The 19703-nt window shown below is 66.3% G+C and carries 17 protein-coding genes; 11 read left to right on the top strand and 6 right to left on the bottom strand.

The window, feature by feature from the left end:
* Positions 1-127 precede the first annotated feature (127 nt).
* Positions 128-1153 carry an SDR family oxidoreductase gene (locus tag ASE52_RS10975; protein ID WP_057226105.1) on the top strand — a complete coding sequence of 342 codons (1026 nt, stop codon included), beginning with the start codon at positions 128-130 and terminating at the stop codon, positions 1151-1153.
* Between the two features lie 18 nt (positions 1154-1171).
* Here the strand turns inward: ASE52_RS10975 and ASE52_RS10970 are convergent, their stop codons facing one another.
* Both ASE52_RS10970 and ASE52_RS10965 read right to left on the bottom strand, forming a co-directional pair.
* Positions 1172-1549, bottom strand: a complete 378-nt coding sequence (locus ASE52_RS10970; RefSeq protein WP_057226104.1) for a DUF779 domain-containing protein — start codon at positions 1547-1549, stop codon at positions 1172-1174.
* Between the two features lie 175 nt (positions 1550-1724).
* On the bottom strand, positions 1725-3248 hold the full coding sequence (locus ASE52_RS10965) for an aldehyde dehydrogenase family protein (RefSeq protein WP_010466565.1): 1524 nt from the start codon (positions 3246-3248) through the stop codon (positions 1725-1727).
* Between the two features lie 310 nt (positions 3249-3558).
* On the opposite strand from ASE52_RS10965, the gene ASE52_RS10960 reads away from it, so the two are divergent.
* Positions 3559-5508: a sigma-54-dependent Fis family transcriptional regulator gene (locus ASE52_RS10960; protein ID WP_057227168.1), complete on the top strand. Its 1950-nt coding sequence runs from the start codon at positions 3559-3561 to the stop codon at positions 5506-5508.
* A gap of 24 nt (positions 5509-5532) precedes the next feature.
* On the opposite strand, the gene ASE52_RS10955 is transcribed toward ASE52_RS10960, so the two are convergent.
* Positions 5533-7119: a methyl-accepting chemotaxis protein gene (locus ASE52_RS10955; RefSeq protein ID WP_057226102.1), complete on the bottom strand. Its 1587-nt coding sequence runs from the start codon at positions 7117-7119 to the stop codon at positions 5533-5535.
* A 207-nt stretch (positions 7120-7326) separates the two neighbouring features.
* On the opposite strand from ASE52_RS10955, the gene ASE52_RS10950 reads away from it, so the two are divergent.
* The gene (locus ASE52_RS10950) at positions 7327-7827 is read left to right on the top strand and encodes an NAD(P)H-dependent oxidoreductase (RefSeq protein ID WP_057226100.1); all 501 of its coding nucleotides are present in this window, start codon (positions 7327-7329) and stop codon (positions 7825-7827) included.
* Positions 7828-8167: 340 nt separating this feature from the next.
* On the opposite strand, the gene ASE52_RS10945 is transcribed toward ASE52_RS10950, so the two are convergent.
* Both ASE52_RS10945 and ASE52_RS10940 read right to left on the bottom strand, forming a co-directional pair.
* Entirely contained in the window at positions 8168-9115 is a 948-nt protein-coding gene (locus ASE52_RS10945) for a sugar kinase (RefSeq protein WP_057226098.1), read from the bottom strand.
* 3 nt (positions 9116-9118) lie between these two features.
* Positions 9119-9508: a RidA family protein gene (locus ASE52_RS10940; protein WP_010466576.1), complete on the bottom strand. Its 390-nt coding sequence runs from the start codon at positions 9506-9508 to the stop codon at positions 9119-9121.
* Positions 9509-9625: 117 nt separating this feature from the next.
* On the opposite strand from ASE52_RS10940, the gene ASE52_RS10935 reads away from it, so the two are divergent.
* The 8 genes from ASE52_RS10935 to ASE52_RS10900 are packed head-to-tail and all read left to right on the top strand — an operon-like array spanning position 9626 to position 18888.
* On the top strand, positions 9626-11236 hold the full coding sequence (locus ASE52_RS10935) for an ABC transporter substrate-binding protein (RefSeq protein WP_057226096.1): 1611 nt from the start codon (positions 9626-9628) through the stop codon (positions 11234-11236).
* A gap of 18 nt (positions 11237-11254) precedes the next feature.
* Positions 11255-12205: an ABC transporter permease gene (locus ASE52_RS10930; RefSeq protein WP_057226094.1), complete on the top strand. Its 951-nt coding sequence runs from the start codon at positions 11255-11257 to the stop codon at positions 12203-12205.
* Positions 12202-13065, top strand: coding sequence for an ABC transporter permease (locus ASE52_RS10925; RefSeq protein ID WP_057226092.1), 864 nt, complete (start codon positions 12202-12204; stop codon positions 13063-13065). The genes ASE52_RS10930 and ASE52_RS10925 overlap by 4 nt, the downstream gene beginning before the upstream one ends.
* On the top strand, positions 13062-14138 hold the full coding sequence (locus ASE52_RS10920) for an ABC transporter ATP-binding protein (RefSeq protein WP_057226090.1): 1077 nt from the start codon (positions 13062-13064) through the stop codon (positions 14136-14138). The genes ASE52_RS10925 and ASE52_RS10920 overlap by 4 nt, the downstream gene beginning before the upstream one ends.
* The gene (locus ASE52_RS10915; protein WP_082606837.1) at positions 14135-15157 is read left to right on the top strand and encodes an oligopeptide/dipeptide ABC transporter ATP-binding protein; all 1023 of its coding nucleotides are present in this window, start codon (positions 14135-14137) and stop codon (positions 15155-15157) included. Before ASE52_RS10920 ends, ASE52_RS10915 begins: the two co-directional genes overlap by 4 nt.
* The gene (locus ASE52_RS10910; RefSeq protein ID WP_057226086.1) at positions 15154-16440 is read left to right on the top strand and encodes an amino acid deaminase; all 1287 of its coding nucleotides are present in this window, start codon (positions 15154-15156) and stop codon (positions 16438-16440) included. Before ASE52_RS10915 ends, ASE52_RS10910 begins: the two co-directional genes overlap by 4 nt.
* A 2-nt stretch (positions 16441-16442) precedes the next feature.
* Positions 16443-17405, top strand: coding sequence for a MurR/RpiR family transcriptional regulator (locus ASE52_RS10905; RefSeq protein ID WP_057226084.1), 963 nt, complete (start codon positions 16443-16445; stop codon positions 17403-17405).
* A gap of 1 nt (position 17406) precedes the next feature.
* Positions 17407-18888 (top strand): D-aminoacylase, encoded by a 1482-nt coding sequence (locus ASE52_RS10900; RefSeq protein WP_057226081.1) that lies wholly within the window; start codon positions 17407-17409, stop codon positions 18886-18888.
* A 199-nt stretch (positions 18889-19087) separates the two neighbouring features.
* Here ASE52_RS10900 and ASE52_RS10895 read toward each other — a convergent pair whose 3' ends face one another.
* Positions 19088-19396: a hypothetical protein gene (locus tag ASE52_RS10895; protein ID WP_057226079.1), complete on the bottom strand. Its 309-nt coding sequence runs from the start codon at positions 19394-19396 to the stop codon at positions 19088-19090.
* Between the last annotated feature and the right edge of the window lie 307 nt (positions 19397-19703).

Here is a 19703-nt window from a genome sequence, read left to right as displayed (position 1 = left end):
GTGACCTCGGGCCGCCCTGCCTCCAACCCGAGAGCAGCGCGGCCTCTTTTTTTGACCTCCAGCTGCCGGCATTCAGTGCACCGCACCACCGCTTGTCTTTTCTTGCATTCAGCCAGCACCCTCTGTCATGAAAACATCCAAGACGCCCTCCACCGACACGGCGGCCCGTGCAACGGTCCAGAAACAGAGGCGAATCCAGGCCGAGCAGGACCGCCACGACGCAGGCAAGCCGCCAAAGAGCAAGCCACAACCCGCGAAAGGCAAAGGCAGTCCACGGGCACCGGGGCCAGGTCACGCGGAACCGGCACCTCCGCTGCCCAACCAGCACCTCACCAAACCAGGCCTTGAGGCCGACATGGAACTCCAGCCCAAGTTCGAGGCAGTCCACTACCGGGGCAGCGAAAAACTCAAAGGGTTCTCTACCCTGATCACCGGCGGCGACTCAGGCATTGGCCGCGCGGTTGCCGTACTTTTTGCCCGCGAGGGCGCGGACGTTGCCATTGCGTACCTGGCGGAACACGAAGACGCCGAGCAGACACGCCAGCTGGTTGAGGCCGAAGGTGGTCGGTGCATTCTGATCCCCGGCGACGTCAAAAACGCCGCGTACTGCGCCGATGCCGTGCGGCAGGTGGTCAAAGCGTTTGGCAAACTCAATGTGCTGGTCAACAACGCGGCGTTCCAGGAGCATGCGGCATCCCTTGAAGAACTGACGGCAGAGCGTTTCGACGAAACGTTCCAGACCAATATCTACGGTTACTTCCACATGGCCAAGGCAGCCCTGCCACACCTGCACCGGGGTGACTCGATCATCAACACCGGATCCGTCACCGGGTTGCGCGGCAGCAAGGAACTGATCGACTACTCGGCCACCAAAGGGGCCATCCATGCGTTCACCAAGGCCCTGGCCCACAACCTGGCCGACCAGGGCATCCGAGTGAACGCCGTCGCGCCCGGGCCGGTGTGGACACCCCTCAACCCGGCAGACAAGGCCCCAGAGGACATCGCGAAATTTGGCGCAAAGACCCACCTGGGACGCCCGGCCCAGCCTGAGGAGATTTCACCCGCCTACGTGTTCCTTGCGGCACCATGCTGCTCCAGCTACATCACCGGCACCGTGCTGCCGATCACGGGCAATGCCGGAGACGGCGCGTGAAGAGAGCACAGCCGCGCATCACGCCAGATCCCGGGTAGCCAGCGGTTCAATCCCGGCCCATTCCTCATCCGTGAACAGGCGCGAGCGGGTATGGAAAGCCTTGCCGGTGCTGCCTTCCAGCGAAAACGTGCCGCCGTGCCCGTCGATCACATCCAGGATGAGCTGCGTGTGCTTCCAGTATTCGTACTGCGATTTACCGATGTAAAACGGCGCGCCGCCCACATACCCAAGCAAGACATCCCCCGCCCCAATGGTCAGATCGGTGGGCAGATAGCAATTGGCCGCACTGTTGTCGCAGCAGCCGCCCGACTGGTGGAACATCACGCTGCCATGCTGCGCCTGCAGCTGCGCAATCAGCGCAAGCGCCGCGTCGGTGGCAATGACTCTTTCGACCATGGTGCTCTCCTGATGTGCCGACAAAAAACGCTGCTGTGCCGAAAGTAATTTCGCAGTAGCGTCACGGTGGTTCACAGAGCGTCGATGGCTAGGCGCGTCGTCGCAGACAGTGGCAGCGCCACGGCAAGACGGCGCAACGATGCCAGCGGCGTTCTGTGGGCCACAACCCGCCAAATCAGAAGAAGCCGAGTTTGTTTTCCGAGTAGCTCACCAGCAGGTTCTTGGTCTGCTGGTAGTGGTCCAGCATCATCTTGTGCGTCTCGCGCCCGATGCCCGATTCCTTGTACCCACCAAACGCTGCGTGCGCCGGGTAGGCGTGGTAGCAGTTGGTCCACACCCGCCCGGCCTTGATGGCGCGGCCCATGCGGTAGGCCACGTTGCCGTTGCGGCTCCACACCCCGGCGCCCAGGCCGTACAGCGTGTCGTTGGCGATCGCCAGGGCCTCGGCCTCGTCCTTGAACGTGGTCACGGCCAGCACGGGGCCGAAGATTTCCTCCTGGAAGATGCGCATCTTGTTGTGGCCCTTGAACAGCGTGGGCTGCACGTAGTAGCCGCCTTCCAGGTCGCCGCCCAGGTGGGCCTGGCCGCCACCGGCCAGCACTTCGGCGCCTTCCTGCTTGCCCAGGTCGAGGTACGACAGGATCTTGGTGAGCTGCTCCTTGCTGGCCTGCGCGCCCATCATGCTGTCGGTGTCGAGCGGGTTCTGGTGCTTGATGGCGGCTACGCGCTTCAAGACACGTTCCATGAACTTGTCGTAGATGGATTCCTGGATCAGCGCACGCGACGGGCAGGTGCAGACCTCGCCCTGGTTGAACGCGAACAGCACCAGGCCTTCGACGGCCTTGTCCAGGAAGGCGTCGTCCTTGTCCATGATGTCGGCGAAGAACACATTGGGGCTCTTTCCACCCAGCTCCAGCGTGGCGGGGATGAGGTTGTTGGCGGCGGCCTGCGCGATCACGCGGCCGGTGCTGGTGGAGCCGGTGAAGGCGATCTTGGCAATGCGCTTGCTGGTGGCCAGCGGCATACCCGCCTCGCGGCCGAAGCCGTTGACGATGTTGAGCACGCCGGGCGGCAGCAGGTCAGCGATCAACTCGGCCAGGATCAGGATGGAGATGGGCGTGGACTCTGCAGGCTTGAGCACCACGCAGTTGCCCGCGCCAATCGCAGGGGCCAGCTTCCAGGCCGCCATCAGGATGGGGAAGTTCCACGGAATGATCTGGCCCACCACGCCCAGCGGCTCCTGGATGTGGTAGGCCACGGTGTTCTCGTCGATGTTGGAGAGGGCGCCTTCCTGCGCGCGCACGCAGCCTGCAAAGTAGCGGAAGTGGTCCACGGTGAGCGGGATGTCGGCGTTCAGCGTCTCGCGGATCGCCTTGCCGTTGTCCACGGTTTCGGCATAGGCCAGCAGCTCCAGGTTCTGCTCAATGCGGTCGGCAATTTTCAGCAGGATGTTGCCGCGCGTGGCGGCGTCGGTCTTGCCCCAGGCATCGGCAGCGGCATGCGCGGCGTCCAGCGCCAGCTCGATGTCTTCGGCAGTGGAGCGGGCGGCCTGGGTGTAGACCTTGCCGTTCACGGGCGAGATGACATCGAAATACTGGCCCTTGACCGGGGCCACAAATTTGCCGCCGATGAAGTTGTTGTACTGGGCTTGGTAGGCGATCTTGGCGCCAGCGGCGCCGGGGGCTGCGTAAACGGTCATGTTGTCTGTCTCCGGTGGATTTGTGGACATCTGCTCGGCACACCGCGCCGCCAGATAGAGGACATGACTCAAAACCCGTGCCAACCCAGCCAATCTTCCAAGTGGTTGATTTTTATGGCTTTGTTTGCGTGTTCGCAAGAAAGCACAACCCATCGGCCGTTAAGGTGTCCGCTCCAGAACGCGACACCTGTCACGAAATGGAACAGTTGAAGCAGCCCCGCGGCCATCGCTATTGCCCTGGCCTCTGGCCACCGCCATACTGGCTTTCAAACAGGGCGCGTTCATGACGCCCGGGCAGGAGACAAACACCATGCGATCCACTTCCACATCTGTGGCACTGCGGCAAGCCCGCCAGCACCTGCTGGAATCGGGCCAATGCCCCAGTGGCCTCGTGGACGAGCGCCTGGCGCGGTCGTGGCAGCGCAGCCTGGACAGCGGCCTGCTACCCACCGGGCGGCTGGGCAACCCCGACAACCTGGAACACCAGGCCTTGCGGCAGTTGCGCGGCCACCACCAGGAGTTGCTGGCGCATTCGCGCCCCGTGATGGAGTACCTGTTTGAGCAGGTGCGCGACAGCCAAAGCGTGGTGGTGCTGGCGAGCCCCTGCGGAACGCTGGTGGACACCTGTGGCGACGCCTACTTTCTCGGCAAGGCCGAACGGGTGGCCCTGACCAGTGGCGCTTCTTGGCACGAAAAGCAGCGCGGCACCAACGCCATCGGCACGGCGCTGGCCGAAATGGCGCCCGTGGAAGTGCATGGCGCGGAGCATTTTCTGGAGCGCAACGGATTCCTGACCTGCGCCGCCGCACCCATCCTGTCTGCCACGGGGCAGATACTGGGCATTCTGGACATCTCCAGCGAACACAGCCGGGGCAACCCGCACACGCTGGGGCTGGTCAGCACCGCTGCGCACATGATCGAAAACCGGCTGCTGGTGTCGGGCAGCCAACGCCATGTCCGCCTGCACCTGCACACCCACCCCGAGGGCATTGGTACCGTGGCCGAAGGCATCGCGCTGGTCTCGGAAGACGGCTGGGTGGTGGGCGGCAACCGCAGTGCGCTGGCGCTGCTGCGCCTTTCGGTGGCGCAACTGGGCAGCATCTCGTTGGACCAAATCCTGAATGTGGGCCTTGAAGAGCTTCTGGCGCGCCACCACCGCCGCCCCGACGCCCCCCTTTCATTGCGAAGGCACGATGGCGCCTCGCTTTTTGGGCAGCTTGTGCCTGACAAGCGCACGGTGCGGACCCTGGCCCCGTCCATGCCCACCCGCCCCCCCGAGGATGCACTGGCCCAGCTGGACACCGGTGATGCCCGCTGGCGCGCAGCGGCCGCCAAAACACGGCGCATTCTTGGCAAGCCCATCGCACTGCTCATTCAGGGCGAATCGGGCGTGGGCAAGGAATGGTTTGCGCGCAGCGCACACCAAAGTGGCCCGCGCCGTGACGGCCCCTTCATCGCCATCAACTGCGCGGCAATGCCCGAGTCGCTGATCGAGTCCGAGCTGTTTGGCTACAGCCCCGGGGCGTTCACGGGTGGCCGGCGGGAGGGGCGTTTGGGCCTGCTGCGGGAAGCCCATGGCGGCACACTGTTTCTGGATGAGATTGGCGACATGCCACTGGCCCTCCAGACGCGGCTGCTGCGCGTGCTGCAGGAGCGGCAGGTGGTTCCATTGGGCAGCGGGCAGCCGGTTGCCGTGGATTTCGCCCTCATCTGCGCCTCCAACCGCAAGCTGCGCGAAGAGGCGGAACAGGGGCGGTTTCGCACCGACCTCTATTACCGGATCAACGGGCTGGCGGTCGAACTGCCCCCCTTGCGCGAGCGCACCGACTTTGAAGCGCTGAGCCTGCGCATGCTCCAGGACATTGAACCCGCCCGCCACCTTCGCCTGGCCTCTTCGTTGATGGCCGCGTTGGAAAAACACCGTTGGCCGGGCAATCTGCGGCAGTGCACCAGCGTACTGCGCACAGCCTGCGCCATGCTGGACGCGCACGAGGAGGTGGTGGAATGGCACCACTTGCCGGATGACTTTCTGGAAGAGCTGCAGAAGGCTGACCGTTTCGCCACCCCGGCAGCCATGGCGCGTCCGCCGCAAAACCTGGATGAACTGTCCCAATCGGCCATCCAGCAGGCGCTGGAGAGCTGCCGGGGCAATGTGAGCCATGCCGCACGCACCCTGGGCATCAGCCGCCAGACGCTGTACCGCAAGCTGGCCCTGCGCAAGGATCGCCTTGCCCACCCTGATTCGCGGCACCCCCACTAGGGCCGGCCGCCGGGGCGCTGACTTTCAGGCCAGCATCAACCGCTGACCGGCATGCTGACCAGACTCCAGCTGCGGAGCGGAACTGGAGAGCTTGAACGTAGCGACGGTGTCCACCAGCCTCTTGGACTGGATGCTCAAACTGGAGGCCGCTGCGGCCATCTCCTCCACCAGCGCTGCGTTTTGCTGGGTGGCCTGGTCCATCTGGTTCACCGCCACATTGACCTGGTTCACCCCTTCGCTTTGCTCGGTTCCGGCAGCACTGATTTGCGCCACCGTCTCCGTCACCCGCTCAATGGACGAAACCACCTCCTTCATGGTCTGGCCGGCGGTGCCGACCAGCATGGTGCCAGCCTCGACGCGCTCGACACTCGTGGCAATGAGCGTTTTGATCTCCTTGGCCGCTGCCGCAGAGCGTGCTGCCAGGCTGCGAACTTCCGAGGCCACCACGGCAAAACCCCGCCCCTGCTCACCCGCTCTGGCGGCCTCCACGGCCGCATTCAGCGCCAGGATATTGGTCTGGAAAGCAATGCCGTCAATGACACCGATGATTTCGGAGATCTTCTTGGAGCTCTCGTTGATGCCACTCATGGTGTCCACCACTTTCGACACCACGTCGCCCCCCTGCTTGGCGACCGTGGAAGCGTTTTGCGCCAGCACATTGGCTTGACGGGCATTCTGCGCATTGGTTTGCACCGTGGAGTTGAGCTCCTCCATGGCGGCAGCCGTCTCCTCCAGCGCACTGGCCTGGTTCTCCGTCCGGGTGGACAGGTCGCTGTTGCCGATGGATATCTGTGCGCTGGCCGCCGCCACCGTTTCAGACCCATTGCGCACCTGGCTGACGATCCGGGTCAACGAGTCCTGCATCACGGCCAATGCGGCCAGAAGCGGACTGAATTCGTCCCTGGATGCATCCACCACCGGCGTGGTCAGGTCGCCATCCCTGACACGGTCGGCCACGGCCTGCGACGCGGCCACCCGGCGCTGAAGGGTGGCACCGATGTGCCACGAAAACAGCAGCAGCCCAATCCCCACCGCCACGACGGCACTGACCAGCGCACGCAAGGTCAGCCTGACGTCCCGCTCAATCTCGGCAAGGCTGGCCCCGAGCAGCTTGGACTGGTGCTCTTTTTCCTTGGAAAGAACCGCCAGGACGGCATTGCGGGTGGGTATCGTGGACGCAACGAGAAAGTCAAATGCGGGCTCCTTCTTTCCTTCCTTGATCAATTGCAGGTTCTGTTCTGCAACCCGCCAGAAGGCGTCCAGCCCTTTGGACAATTCTGCGCTCAGGGCCTTTTCCGCAGCGGTGTCCGATGTCTGAAGGAAGCCCGCAAGGTCTTTGTCAATCAGGCGCTTTTTTTCGCCGATATCCGCCAGCGTGGCGGTCAGGTCTTCGGGTGTGCGCACCAGCATCGCATGGCGCACCTGCAAGGAAGCCCGCGTGACGTTCAGCTCCATGGCGCTTGCCTGAAGCTGGCGCGGCACCTCTTCCCGGGCCACCAGTTCGGTCTGGTGATTAACCTCACCCAGATAGACCCAGGCCAGCATGGCGATCCCGGCAAGCCCTGCAATCAGCAGGAAGGAAATGGCATGAAGACGTCTGGCAATGCTCATGGTGTCACCTCAGAAAGGATGGAATCTGCGTTCCGGGCGGCTCGGTACCGTGCTCACTGGCCTGCGTACCGATTGCGACAATTTGCAACCAACCGGGGCATCTTGGCGGATTGAACGCGCTTCTCGAATGCAGGTCAATGGGGGCGCCCCTGCATGGCTGGACACACATTTTCTGGCGCCGCAGAGCCACGGGGCTATGCTTTACCCATGAGCCGCCGCAAGACCTTGTTGATCGTCTACCACTCGATGACCGATGGCACGCGCCAGATGGCGGAGGCCGCGCGTGCCGGTGCGTCTGCGGATACCGGTGTGGAGGTGCGGTTGCTGCATGCCGCGCAAGCAGGCGCCACAGATGTGCTGGCTGCGGAGGGGTTCATTTTTGCCACGCCAGAGAACCTCGCGGCCATCAGCGGGCAGCTCAAGGATTTTTTTGACCGCAGCTACTATGCGGTGCTCGACCACGTCAATGGCCGCCCTTATGCATGCCTGATCTGCGCCGGCAGCGACGGGCACAACGCGGCCAGGCAGATTGAACGCATTGCCACCGGCTGGCGCCTGCGGCCCGTCGCAGAGCCCCTCATTGTCTGTACCCATGCCCAGACGCCAGAAGCCATCCTGGCCACCAAAAGTATCCGCAGCGAAGAGCTGCAACGCTGCCGGTCCCTGGGCGAAGCGATGGCACAGGGAATGGAGCTGGGGGTTTTCTAGCCGGGTTGCCGCACCTGGCTACTGGCCGCGTGGGTTTTAAAACACTCCGCACACCATCTGAGACACGGTGCCGACCCCAGGGTAGCGCAGCAGCTGGCGCGCGATATTGCCGCAGACCAGATCACACAAGGCATCGACTGACTCATCCGTCAGCTCGCCGCGCATGGCTACCAAGTCCGGCTTCTTCGCTGCACATGCCTTCGGAAGCATCGCATTGCGCGCTTACCTCACGTGATGATCGATGCCCCCAAAGCACACCTCCGCCGGTGCATCAAAACTCTCGGAGGCAATCGCCGCAGCCCATGGCAATCCACTGCCACGGGCTGGGCTCATGGCATGGCTAAAGCAACGCCCCCACTTGCTGCGCCGTGGGCAACGGTGCCACCGCGCCAAAGCCCTGCACGGCCAGCGACGCCGCCGTGTTGGCATAGCGCACGGCAGCGGCCAAGTCGTCGCCCAGCGCCAGGCGCGCGAGCAGGTTGCCGTCAAAGCAGTCGCCCGCGCCGGTGGCATCCACCAGCGCCACGCTGCGGCCCGGCACACGCTGGCGCGGCACGGCAGGGTCGGCGCTGCTCAGCAGCACCCCTTCGGCCCCCAGCTTGACGACCACCGTGGCCGCGCCCTGCGCGTGGCCCCAATCGGCAATCGCATCGGCATCGTGCAGGCCCAGCAGCGCGGCCATGTCATCGAGCCCCGGCAGGAAGATGTCGCACAGCGACACCGCATGCGCAATGCAGGCCCGCGCCCGCGCCAGAGGCCAGAGCTTGAGGCGCAGGTTGGGGTCGAACGCCACGCGCGCACCGGCCGCACGGGCCACACGCATGGCCTCGTAAGCCGTGTCGCAGGCCGAGGCCGACACCGCCAGCGAGATGCCCGACACATGCAGGATGCGGCACTGCTGCAGCACGGAGACAGGCGCGCCCAGCAGCCACGCGGGTGCCATGCGGCTGGCGGCCGAGCCAGCGCGCAGGTAGCTGAACTCGTGCCCCGCCGCGCCGTGCGTCACAAAGTAGATGCCCGTGGGGTGCTGTGCATCGCGCTCCACCGCCGAGGTGCCCACACCCTCACGCGCCCACAGGTCCAGCAGCGCCTGGCCAAAGGCATCGCTGCCCAGGCGTGTCAGGTAAGCGGTGCGTGCGCCCGCGCGGGCGGCGGCAATCACCGCGTTGCTGGTGTCGCCCCCAAAGCCCTGCAGGTACTGCGGCTCGCCAGGGCGGGTCTGGTTGAACTCCACCAGCGCCTCGCCCAGCGCCACCACGTCCCACACGGGTTGCTTGGCTGCGGTCATGGCTCAGCCGCGCGGCTTGTAGGCCGTCACGTCGATCTCGACCTTGGCGTCGATCATCAGGCGCGATTCGACCGTGGAGCGTGCGGGGCGGTGGTCGCCAAAACACTCCATGTACACGCGGTTGAAGCTGCCGAAGTCCCGCGCATCGGCCAGCCAGACGCTGACCTTGGCCACATCGGCCAGCGTGCAGTCGGCCAGGGCCAGGGCGTCCTTGACGCGCTGGAACACCTGGCGCGTCTGCGCCTCGATACCGCCGACAACGACCTGGCCCTGGTCGTCGGTGGGCACCTGGCCCGAGACAAAAACGAAGTCGCCTGCGCGGGTGGCGGGCGAGAGGGGGCGTGCGAGGCGATCGGACGCGAGCGGCGCTTGGCCGAGGGTTTCTACTGGCATGGAAAACGCTCCTTTGAGTAAAGATATTACACACTTCCTTCCAGAAATGCCCATCTCGTTCGCAATTCTGGCATCGAATGTGCTTATTCGTGTAATCCTATTACTTCGAGGTGTGCAATGCAAACGTCTGGAACCAACCTGGTGCAGCATCCGCTGCCAACGCTTGAACTGCGGGGCCGCCGCAATCTGCTGGGTGCAGCGGCGCTGACCGCCGCCCTCACCCTGGCCTGCAGCGCCAGCTGGGCCCAAACGGTCACTGCCACCCCGTCCAAGGGCGGCGCCGCCAACCTCGCCATGGTGGGCGAGCCCCAGGGCCTGGACCCCATGGTGAGCACCGCCGACCTGGTGGGCACCATCATGCAGCACGTGTACGAGCCGCTGTACACCTTCGATGCCAACTGGGCCATCGCCCCCATGCTGGCCGACGGCCTGCCCACCGTCTCCAAAGACGGGCTGACCTACACCATCCCCCTGCGCAAGGGCGTGAAGTTCCACAACGGGCGCGAGATGACGGCCGATGATGTGGTGGCCTCGCTGCAGCGTTGGATGGAGCTCAACCCCCGCGGCAAGGCCGTGGGCAAGGAAGTGGCCTCGCTCACCGCCAAAGGCCCCCTGGCGGTGGAACTGAAGCTGAAAAATCCTTACGCACCGCTGCTGGCCCAGCTGGCCCTGCCCAGCGGCATGGCCGCCATCATGGCCAAGGAAAGCATTGCGCCCCAGCTCAAGGACTTCGTCGGCACCGGCCCCTACCAGTTCAAGGAACGCCGCCCCGACCAGTTCACCGTGCTGGTGCGTTTTGACGGCTACGCCAGCCGCAAGGAAGCCGCCAGCGGCTACGCCGGCAAGCGCGAGGCACTGCTTGATGAGCTGCGCTTTGTGCCCGTGCCCAGCGCCAACACACGCGTCGAAGGCGCGCTCTCGGGCCAGTTCCAGTACGCCGACCTGCTGCCCGTGGAGGCCATTGGCCGCATCGAAAAAGGTGCCCCGGCCGTGGTGCCCATCGTGACCAAGAACTTTGGCTTTCCGTACATCGTGTTCAACACCAAGGAAGGCGTGCTGGCCTCGCAGCCGCTGCGCCGCGCGGTGCAAACCGCCGTGGGCACAGGCGAGCTGCTGGTCGCAGGCTTTGGCGACAACCGCTTCTTTGTGGTGGAACCCAACTTCTTCCCCAAGGGCACGCCCTACTACTCGGACGCGGGCAGCAAGCTCTACAACGAGCGCAACCCGCAAGCCGCCAAAGAGCAGGCGGCCAAGGCCAGCTACGGCGGCCAGCCCGTGCGCATCATGGCCAGCCGCCAGTACGAGTTCCACTACAACATGGCGCTGGTGATGTCCGAGCAGCTCAAGAAGGCGGGCTTCAAGACCGAGCTGCAGGTGGTGGACTGGGCCACACTGGTGCAGCGCCGCAACGACCCCAAGCTGTGGGACGTGTACTTCACGCACTCGGGCCTGTTCCCCGAGCCCATGCTCTCGCCCCCGCAGCTGGGTGACGGTGCGCCCGGCTGGTGGGAGTCTGACGCCAAGAAATCCAGTCTGGCCGCCTTCAACCAGGAGACCGACCCGGCCAAGCGCGGCCCGCTGTGGGGCAAGGTGCAGCAGGTGGTGTACGACGAAGTGCCGTTCATCGAAGTGGGCAAGTTCAACGGCTTGTCGGCCCGCTCGGCCAAGCTGCAAGGCTACACACCGGCCATCTGGCCATTCTTCTGGAACACCGGGTTGGCCAAGTAAGCAGGGGCAGACAGCACCATGATGCGATTTCTGTTGAAGCGCCTGGGCGGCGCCGTGGTGGTGCTGGCCCTGGTGGCAGTGCTGGTGTTCTGCCTCACGCGGCTGGCCTCGGGCGACCCGGTGGCGCTGCTGCTGGGCGACCAGGCCACCGCCGCCGACATTGCCCAGGCCCGCGCGCAGTACGGGCTGGACAAACCCCTGCCCGTGCAGTTTGGGCTGTGGGTGGGCGAGCTGCTGCAGGGCAACCTGGGGCAGTCACTGTTCCTGCAGCGCCCCGTGGCCCAGGCCCTGCTGGAGCGGGCGGAGCCCACGCTGTTCCTCGCGCTGTTTGCCGTGGGCATTGCGGCGCTGGTGGCCGTGCCCTGCGGCATGGCCGCCGCTGTCTGGCGCGGCAGCGCCACCGACCAGGCCGTGAGCGGCGTGGCCATGCTGGGCGCCAGCGTGCCCAGCTTCTGGCTGGGCCTCATCCTCATCCAGCTGTTTGCGGTCAAGCTGGGGTGGTTTCCGGCCTCGGGCTATGGCGACCCCACGGCCACGCTGGGCGAGCGGCTGTCACACCTGATGCTGCCCGCGCTGGTGCTGGGGCTGCTCAATTCGGCGCTCATCATCCGCTTCACACGCGCCTCCATGCTCGACATCCTGGGCGAGGACTACGTGCGCACCGCCCGCGCCAAGGGCCTGCCCGAGGGCACCATCATGGTCAAGCATGTGCTGCGCAATGCGCTGGTGCCCATCGTCACTGTGCTGGGGCTGACCATGGCGCTGATGATTGGCGGCACCGTGGTGACCGAGACCGTCTTCAACCTGCCCGGCGTGGGCAACCTGGTGGTGCGGGCCGTGCTGCGGCGCGACTACCCCGTGATCCAGGGCACGCTGCTGGTGATTGCTGCCATCTACGTCTTCATCAACCTGGCCATCGACTTTCTGTACACGCTGGTGGACCCCCGTATCCGCCTGGAAGCACCATGAACCCGAGCCCTTCCTTCCGGCACCGCCTGCGGGCCGTGCTGCGCCGCCTGTTCGCCCGCAAGGTGGTGCTGGCCGCCGCCATCGTGATAACACTGGTGGCGAGCATTGCGGTCGTCTTCCCCTGGGTGTCCGATGCGGACCCCAACGCCCTGTCGATCAGCGAGCGCCTGCGCGCCCCCTCGGGCACGCACTGGGCGGGCACCGACGAGCTGGGCCGCGACGTGCTGCTGCGCATCGTGCACGGCGCGCGCTATTCACTGCTGATCGGGCTGGTCACCGCTGCGGGCGCCGTGCTGCTGGGCACGTTGCTGGGCATGTTTGCGGGGTTCTTTCGCAAGCTGGATGCACCGCTGATGCGCGTGGTGGACGCGATGATGTCCTTCCCCGACATCCTGCTGGGCATTGCGCTGGTGTCCATCCTGGGCGTGTCGCTGTGGAACGTGATGCTGGCGCTGGTCATCGTCTACACCCCGCGCGTGGCCCGGGTGGTGCGCGCCACCACGCTGGTGCTGCGCGAGCTGCTGTTTGTGGACGCGGCCCGCGCCCTGGGCGTGCGCACGCACCTCATCCTGTGGCGCCATATCCTGCCCAACCTGATGTCGCCCATCCTGGTGCAGGTGACCTTCATCTTTGCCTACGCCATCCTGGCCGAGGCGGGCCTGTCCTTCCTGGGCGTGGGCGTGCCGCCCGACATCCCCACCTGGGGCACCATGATCGCGGGCAGCCTGGACTATGCCGACAAGGCCTTCTGGACCATTTTTGCCCCCGGCGTGGCCATCGTGCTCACGGCCCTGTCGCTGCAGATGCTGGGCGACGGCGTGCGCGACCTGCTCGACCCCAAACTGAAGAAGACCGTATGACCTCCCCCACGATGAGCGCCGCGCCCCGGCTCGAAGTCAGCGGCCTGTCCACCTCTTTTGCCACCGATGCGGGCCGTATCCAGAGCGTGGCCGATGTGTCCTTTGCCATCCACCCCGGCGAGACGCTGGCGCTGGTGGGTGAATCAGGCTCAGGCAAATCCGTCACCAGCCTCACCCTCATGGGCCTGCACGCCCGCACCTCGCAGGCGCAGGTCACAGGCCAGGCCTGGTTTGTGCAGCGCGACGGCCACAAGGTCGATTTGCTGGCGATGCCCGAGGCCGAGAAGCGCACGCTGCGCGGCAACGAACTGGCGATGATCTTCCAGGAGCCCATGACCAGCCTGAACCCGGTGCTGACAGTGGGCGAGCAGATTGCCGAGTCGGCCCGCCTGCACCTGAAGATGGACCGCAGCACCGCACTGGCGCACGCCCGCCGCATGCTGGAGCTGGTGGAGATCCCCGCCGCAGCGCAGCGCGTGCACGAGTACCCGCACCAGCTCTCGGGCGGCATGCGCCAGCGCGTGATGATTGCGCTGGCCATGGCCTGCAACCCCACACTGCTGATTGCCGACGAGCCCACCACGGCGCTGGACGTGACCATCCAGGCGCAGATATTGGCGCTGATGGGACGGCTGCAGAAAGAGACCGGCATGAGCATGCTGTTCGTCACGCACAACCTGGGCGTGGTGGCGCAATACGCCGACGCCGTGGCCGTGATGTACGCCGGGCGCATTGTCGAATCGGCCCGCGTGCACGACCTGTTTGCACGGCCCGAGCACCCTTACACGCGCGGCCTGCTGGCCTGCCTGCCCGGTGTGGCGCGGCGGCAAGCGCAGGCAGCGCAGGCAACGGGCCCTGCCGTGGCCGCCGGGCGGCGCAAGCTGGTGGCCATTCCGGGCCAGGTATCGAGCCCCCTCGCGCCCCCACCCGGCTGTGCCTTTGCGCCGCGCTGCACACGCCAGCAGGCCGACTGCACCCACGCCATGCCCGCGCTGGAAACCACCGGCCCACGCCGCATGGTGCGCTGCCTGCACCGCGAGGTGCACACCGAACCCGCCGAGGTGAGCGCATGAACGCCGTCCTGAACACCCCACAGCCCATGGCACCGACCGACACCACCGCACCGCTGCTGGAGATTGCCCACCTGCGCAAACACTTCGGCAGCGGCCCGCACCCCGTGCGCGCGGTGGACGATGTGAGCTTCACCATCCGCCGGGGCGAGACCCTGGGCCTGGTGGGCGAATCGGGCTCGGGCAAGAGCACCATTGGCCGCCTGCTCACGCGCCTGGTGGACCCGACCAGCGGGCAGATGCGCTACCACGGCGGCGCGGCGCCGCAAGACCTGGCCCAGCTCTCGCAGTCGCAATACAGGCCGCTGCGCTCGCAGATCCAGATCATTTTTCAGGACCCCTACGCCAGCCTGAACCCGCGCATGCGCATCCGCGACGTGCTGGCCGAGGCGCTGGATACGCACGGCCTGGCCAAGGGCGCCGCGCGCCTGCCGCGCATCCACCAGCTGCTGGAGCAGGTGGGCCTCAGGCCCGAGCATGCCGAGCGTTTTCCGCACGAGTTTTCGGGCGGGCAGCGCCAGCGCATTGGTATTGCCCGCGCGCTGGCGGTGGAGCCCCAGTTCATCGTGGCCGACGAGCCGCTGTCGGCGCTGGATGTGTCCATCCAGGCACAGGTGGTGAACCTGCTCGGTGAGCTGAAGGAGCAGCTGGGCCTCACGCTGCTGTTCATCTCGCACGACCTGGATGTGGTGGAGTACCTGTGCGACCGGGTGGTGGTGCTGTACCTGGGCAGGGTGATGGAGATCGCCCCCACCGAGGCGCTGTACGCCCAGCCCCAGCACCCCTACACCCAGGCCCTGCTGGCCGCAGCGCCCATCCCCGACCCCGCCCAGCGCCGCAGCATTGCGCTGCTGCAGGGCGACCTGCCCAGCCCGGCCAATCCGCCCTCGGGCTGCGTGTTCCGCCCCCGATGCCCCCAGGCCGAGGCGCGCTGCGCCAGCGCCGACATGCAGCTGCGCGAGGTGGCCCCCGGCCACCTGCACGCCTGCTGGAAAACCGCACCGACACACCCCGCACCATGACCGAAGAATTCCTGCTTGACCAGCGCTGCAAGGGCTACCCGCTGCACGCCGCGCCCAGCCGCCCCGCCGACCTGGGCCAGCGCGGCTGGAATGTGCTGGCGGGCGATCTGCCCTTGCCCATCGCCGTCATCCGCGAAAGCGCCCTGGCCCACAACCTGGCCTGGATGCAGGCCTACACCGAGCGCAAGGGCGTGGCCCTGGCCCCGCACGGCAAGACCACGCTGTCGCCCGAGCTGTTTGCGCAGCAGTTGCAGGCGGGAGCCTGGGGGCTGACCTTTGCCACCGTGTACCAGCTCAGCGTGGGGGTGGAAGCCGGTGCGCGCTGCGCCATCATTGCCAACCAGGTGTTGTGCGACGCCGACCTGGACGGGCTGCACGCCCTGCTGCAGCGCCACGCCGATCTGCGCGTGTGGTTCCTCATCGACAGCCTGGCGCAGCTGCGCTGCATTGAAGACTGGGCCGAGCGGCGCGGCCACACCGCGCGCGGTGAAAGGCGCCTGGATACCCTGCTGGAGATGGGCGTGCCCGGCCAGCGCACCGGCTGCCGCACGCTCGAAGAAGCCCTGGCGCTCGCCCAGGCCATGGCCCAATCGCCCGCCGTGCAGCTGGGCGGCGTCGAATGCTACGAAGGCGGCGTGGCCCGCTGCGACAGCGAGCACGACGCACGCGAGGTCACCGCCCTGGTGCGCCGTGTGACCGAGGTGGCCCGCGCCTGCGATGCACAGGGCCTGTTTTCCGACCCAGAGATTTTGCTGACGGCGGGCGGCTCGGCGGTGTTCGACCTGGTCATCCCGCTGCTGCGCACCCAAGGGCTGTCCAAGCCCGTGCTGGGCGTGCTGCGCTCGGGCTGCTACATCACGCACGACCATGGCAACTACCAGCGCTTTCTGAAGCATGTGGAGCAGCGCGAGGGGCTGGACGCCTCGCTGCGCCCTGCGCTCGAAGTGTGGACCATGGTGCAATCGGTGCCCGAGCCTGGGCTGGCCCTGCTAACCGGCGGGCGGCGCGATGTCTCGTACGATCTGGAGATGCCCGTGCCCGTGCGCTGGGCGCCGCGCCACGAGCGCCGCGCTGCCAGCACCCCCACCGAGTGGACGGTGAGCGCGCTCAACGACCACCACGCCTACCTGCGCTACGACCCCGCGGCAGGCCCCGCCCCCGCCGTGGGCGACCGGGTGGCCCTGGGCATCTCGCACCCCTGCACCACTTTTGACAAATGGCGCTGGCTGCCGCTCGTGGACGACGAAGGCACCATCACCCGCGCCATCAGCACCCGTTTTTGACCATGTCCAAACCCACCCCTACCAGCCTGCTGCAGCAACTGCGTGAGCGCCAGCCCGACCTGCCCGAGGCGCAGCGCAGCGTGGTGCGCGTGGTGCTGGACGACCCGCGTGCCGCCGTGGTTGCCACCGTGGAACAACTGGCCCAGCAGGCGGGCGTGTCCATGCCCACCATCGTGCGCACCTGCCGCAGCTTTGGCCACGACTCGGTGCGCGAATTCATGGTCGCCCTGGCGCAGGATTTGGCTGTGTCGGGCTCGCACCTGCACCGCAGCGTGCTGGCCGATGACAGCGCGCAGGACGTGGCCAGCAAGATCGTGCACGCTGCCGTGTCGTCGCTGACCGAGCTGGGCCGCAACCTCGACGCCGAAGTGCTCGACCGCGTGGCCGAGCGGCTGGCGCAGGCGCGGCGCATCGACTGCTACTCGGTGGGTGCCGCCTCCACCTTCATGGCCAGCGAGCTGCAAAGCCGCCTGTTCCGCCTGGGCTGCACGGCCAACGCGATTTTTGATGCGCACCAGCAGCTCGTGTCGGCCAGCACCCTGGGGCCCGATGGCGTGGCCTTTGTCATCTCGCACGTGGGCCGCATGCCCTATGCGCTGGAGGCGGCGCGGTTTGCAAGATCCCAAGGCGCCACCGTGGTGGCGCTGACCCAGCCCGGCACGCCGCTGGCGGAGGTGGCCGACCTGGTGCTGGCCGTGTCGGTGCCACAGGACGCGGTGATGCGCGTGGGCACCGAGGCCTATCTGGCCCACCTGGTGGTGATTGAGATCCTGACCGTGCGCCTGGCGCAAAAGCTGGGCCCCGTGGCCACCCGCGGGCTGCAGCAGTTCAAGCAGCTGCTGCACAAACACGGTTTTGACAGCGCCGAATACGTTGGCGCGTTTGACAGCCACGCGGGCCAGAGCCACTCCAGCGCCGCCAGCCAAGCCCCTGACCCATCGCGCGGCCTGGCCGCAGAGGAATGACATGGCGCACGCAACGCTGCTGAGCAATGGCCGCATCGTGGATGGCACCACCCTCCCCGGCTGGGTGGGCGACCTGCTGATCGAAGGCGACCGCATCACCGCCCTAGCCGAGCCGGGCCAGATCGACCCCGCCGCCCTGGCCCGTGCCCGGGCCTGCGAACACTTCACCGAAGTGGACTGCACCGGCCGCGTGATTGCCCCCGGCTTCATCGACGTGCACACGCACGACGACGCTGCTGTGCTGGACGCGCCCACCATGCTGCCCAAGCTCTCGCAGGGCATCACCACTGTCATCGTGGGCAACTGCGGCATTTCGCTGGCTCCGGTGGTGACCGACAACCCGCTCGCCCCGCTCTCGCTGCTGGGGCGCCTGCAGTTTCGCCATGCCAGCATGGCCGACTACGCCCGCGCCGTGGACGCCGCCCAGCCCGCCGTGAACGTGGCCGCACTGATGGGCCACACGGCCCTGCGCATGCGCCACCTGGCCGACCTGCGCCAGACGGCCACCGCTGACGAGCGCGCCGCCATGGCCGCCGACATGGAAGAAGCCATGGCCGCCGGGGCGCTGGGCCTGTCGTCGGGCATCTTCTACAGCGAGGCCTATGCGGCTGATGTGGAGGAACTGGTGGCCGTGGCCTCGGTGGCCGCGCGCCACGGCGGCGTGTATGCCACGCACATCCGCGACGAGCTGGCGGGCATTCTGCCTGCGCTGCAAGAGGCCGCACTCACCGCGCGGCAGTCAGGCCTGCCGCTGGTCATCTCGCACCACAAATGCGCCGGGCCTGCCAACTGGGGCCGCACGCGCGAGACGCTGCTACTGATCGACCAGTTGGCACAGGGTCAGGAGATTGCGATGGACGTGTACCCCTACACCGCAGGCTCCACCGTGCTGCGCGAGGATCTGGTGGACGGCATCATCGACATCCTCATCACCGGCAGCCAGCCCCACCCCGAGATGGCCGGGCGCTACCTGGCGGACATTGCGCGCGAGTGGGGTGTGCCCCAGCAAGAGGCCGCCGTGCGCCTCAAGCCCGGCGGAGCCTGTTACTTCCAGATGCGCGAGGACGATGTGGAGCGCGTGATTGCCCACCCGCTGTCCATGATCGGATCGGACGGGCTGCCACACGACGAACGGCCACACCCCCGGTTGTGGGGCGCGTTTCCGCGCGTGCTGGCCTGCTACTGGCGCGACAAGGGCCTGCTGCGGCTCGAAGAAGCCGTGCACAAGATGACAGGCTTGTCGGCCCAGCGCTTTCGCCTCGGCGGGCGCGGCCTGCTGCAGGCAGGGCACATGGCCGATGTGGTGGTGTTGGACCCCGAGCGGGTGCGCGACCTGGCCACGTTCGAGCAGCCCCAGCAGTTCAGCGAAGGCATTGAACAGGTGTGGGTGAACGGTACCTTGAGCTACACCCATACGGAGCGGGCCACTGGTGCACGGGCGGGCCGCTTTGTAACACGCAATACCAAGCCCTCAGCGGGCTGATCACAGTGCGCAGCGCTTTGGGCGCCTACGCGGTGGTGAGTGTGTTGCAACGGCCGGTTGAATCCTCTGCCGCGCGAACCCGCCACCGCTGTGGCATGTAGAGATTGCCTGCGCATGGATTCTTTAGATGCCACATGTCGGTTGTTGAACCACCTGCCCTTCGGCGACTTCACACGCCAGCGGTAGGTGGTCTCAACCCTCATACCAGCCGCACTTCAAAGTACGCGCCATCCCCGTCCCCCAGATCCCGGAACCCCGCCTGCTTGGCGGCAACACTGGCCTTGCCCCAGGCCTTGAGCAAAGTGAGATCTCCTGGGGACACCACCTCCGGCGGGGACTCCTCCAGGCTTTGCATGGTGTCCAGGGCCGCAGCGACCTGCTCGGGGCCGCCCAGCTGCTTCTCCAGAGCCTTGGCGTACCGTGTTTCCGCTGCCATGTGCTCCTTGGCCGGGAGCTCCTCGGGATAGTCGCGCAGGGTGACAACGTAGGTGGATTCGATGACTTGCATGGCTGTGCTTCTCCTGTGTCTATAAAGCTGTATAAATATACAGCTTTCTTTAAGAAAGCGCATGCAGGATGAACCCAAGGAGGCCCCCACGGAGCACCCAGCCACTTCCCGCGCTTGCCCATTTGTAGACTGCCCCGGGGACCGCCCCTTTGTCCCAGGGTTAAGTACACACCCTGGTCCGACAAGGCGCTGCTACGCAGCGGCAAGCTGCCACCCGGTGAACACAAAGACACCTCGCCAATGCCAAAGAGTTCTGGAGGGCTCTGAACGATTGTTCTCGATACTGGAACAGTTAGTTTGCGACTGA

It is taken from the genome of Acidovorax sp. Root275, from assembly GCF_001428965.1.
Classification (GTDB): domain Bacteria; phylum Pseudomonadota; class Gammaproteobacteria; order Burkholderiales; family Burkholderiaceae_C; genus Acidovorax; species Acidovorax radicis.
Note: the sequence above shows the minus strand (reverse complement) of the source record. Positions and strands in the feature narration are given on the sequence as shown.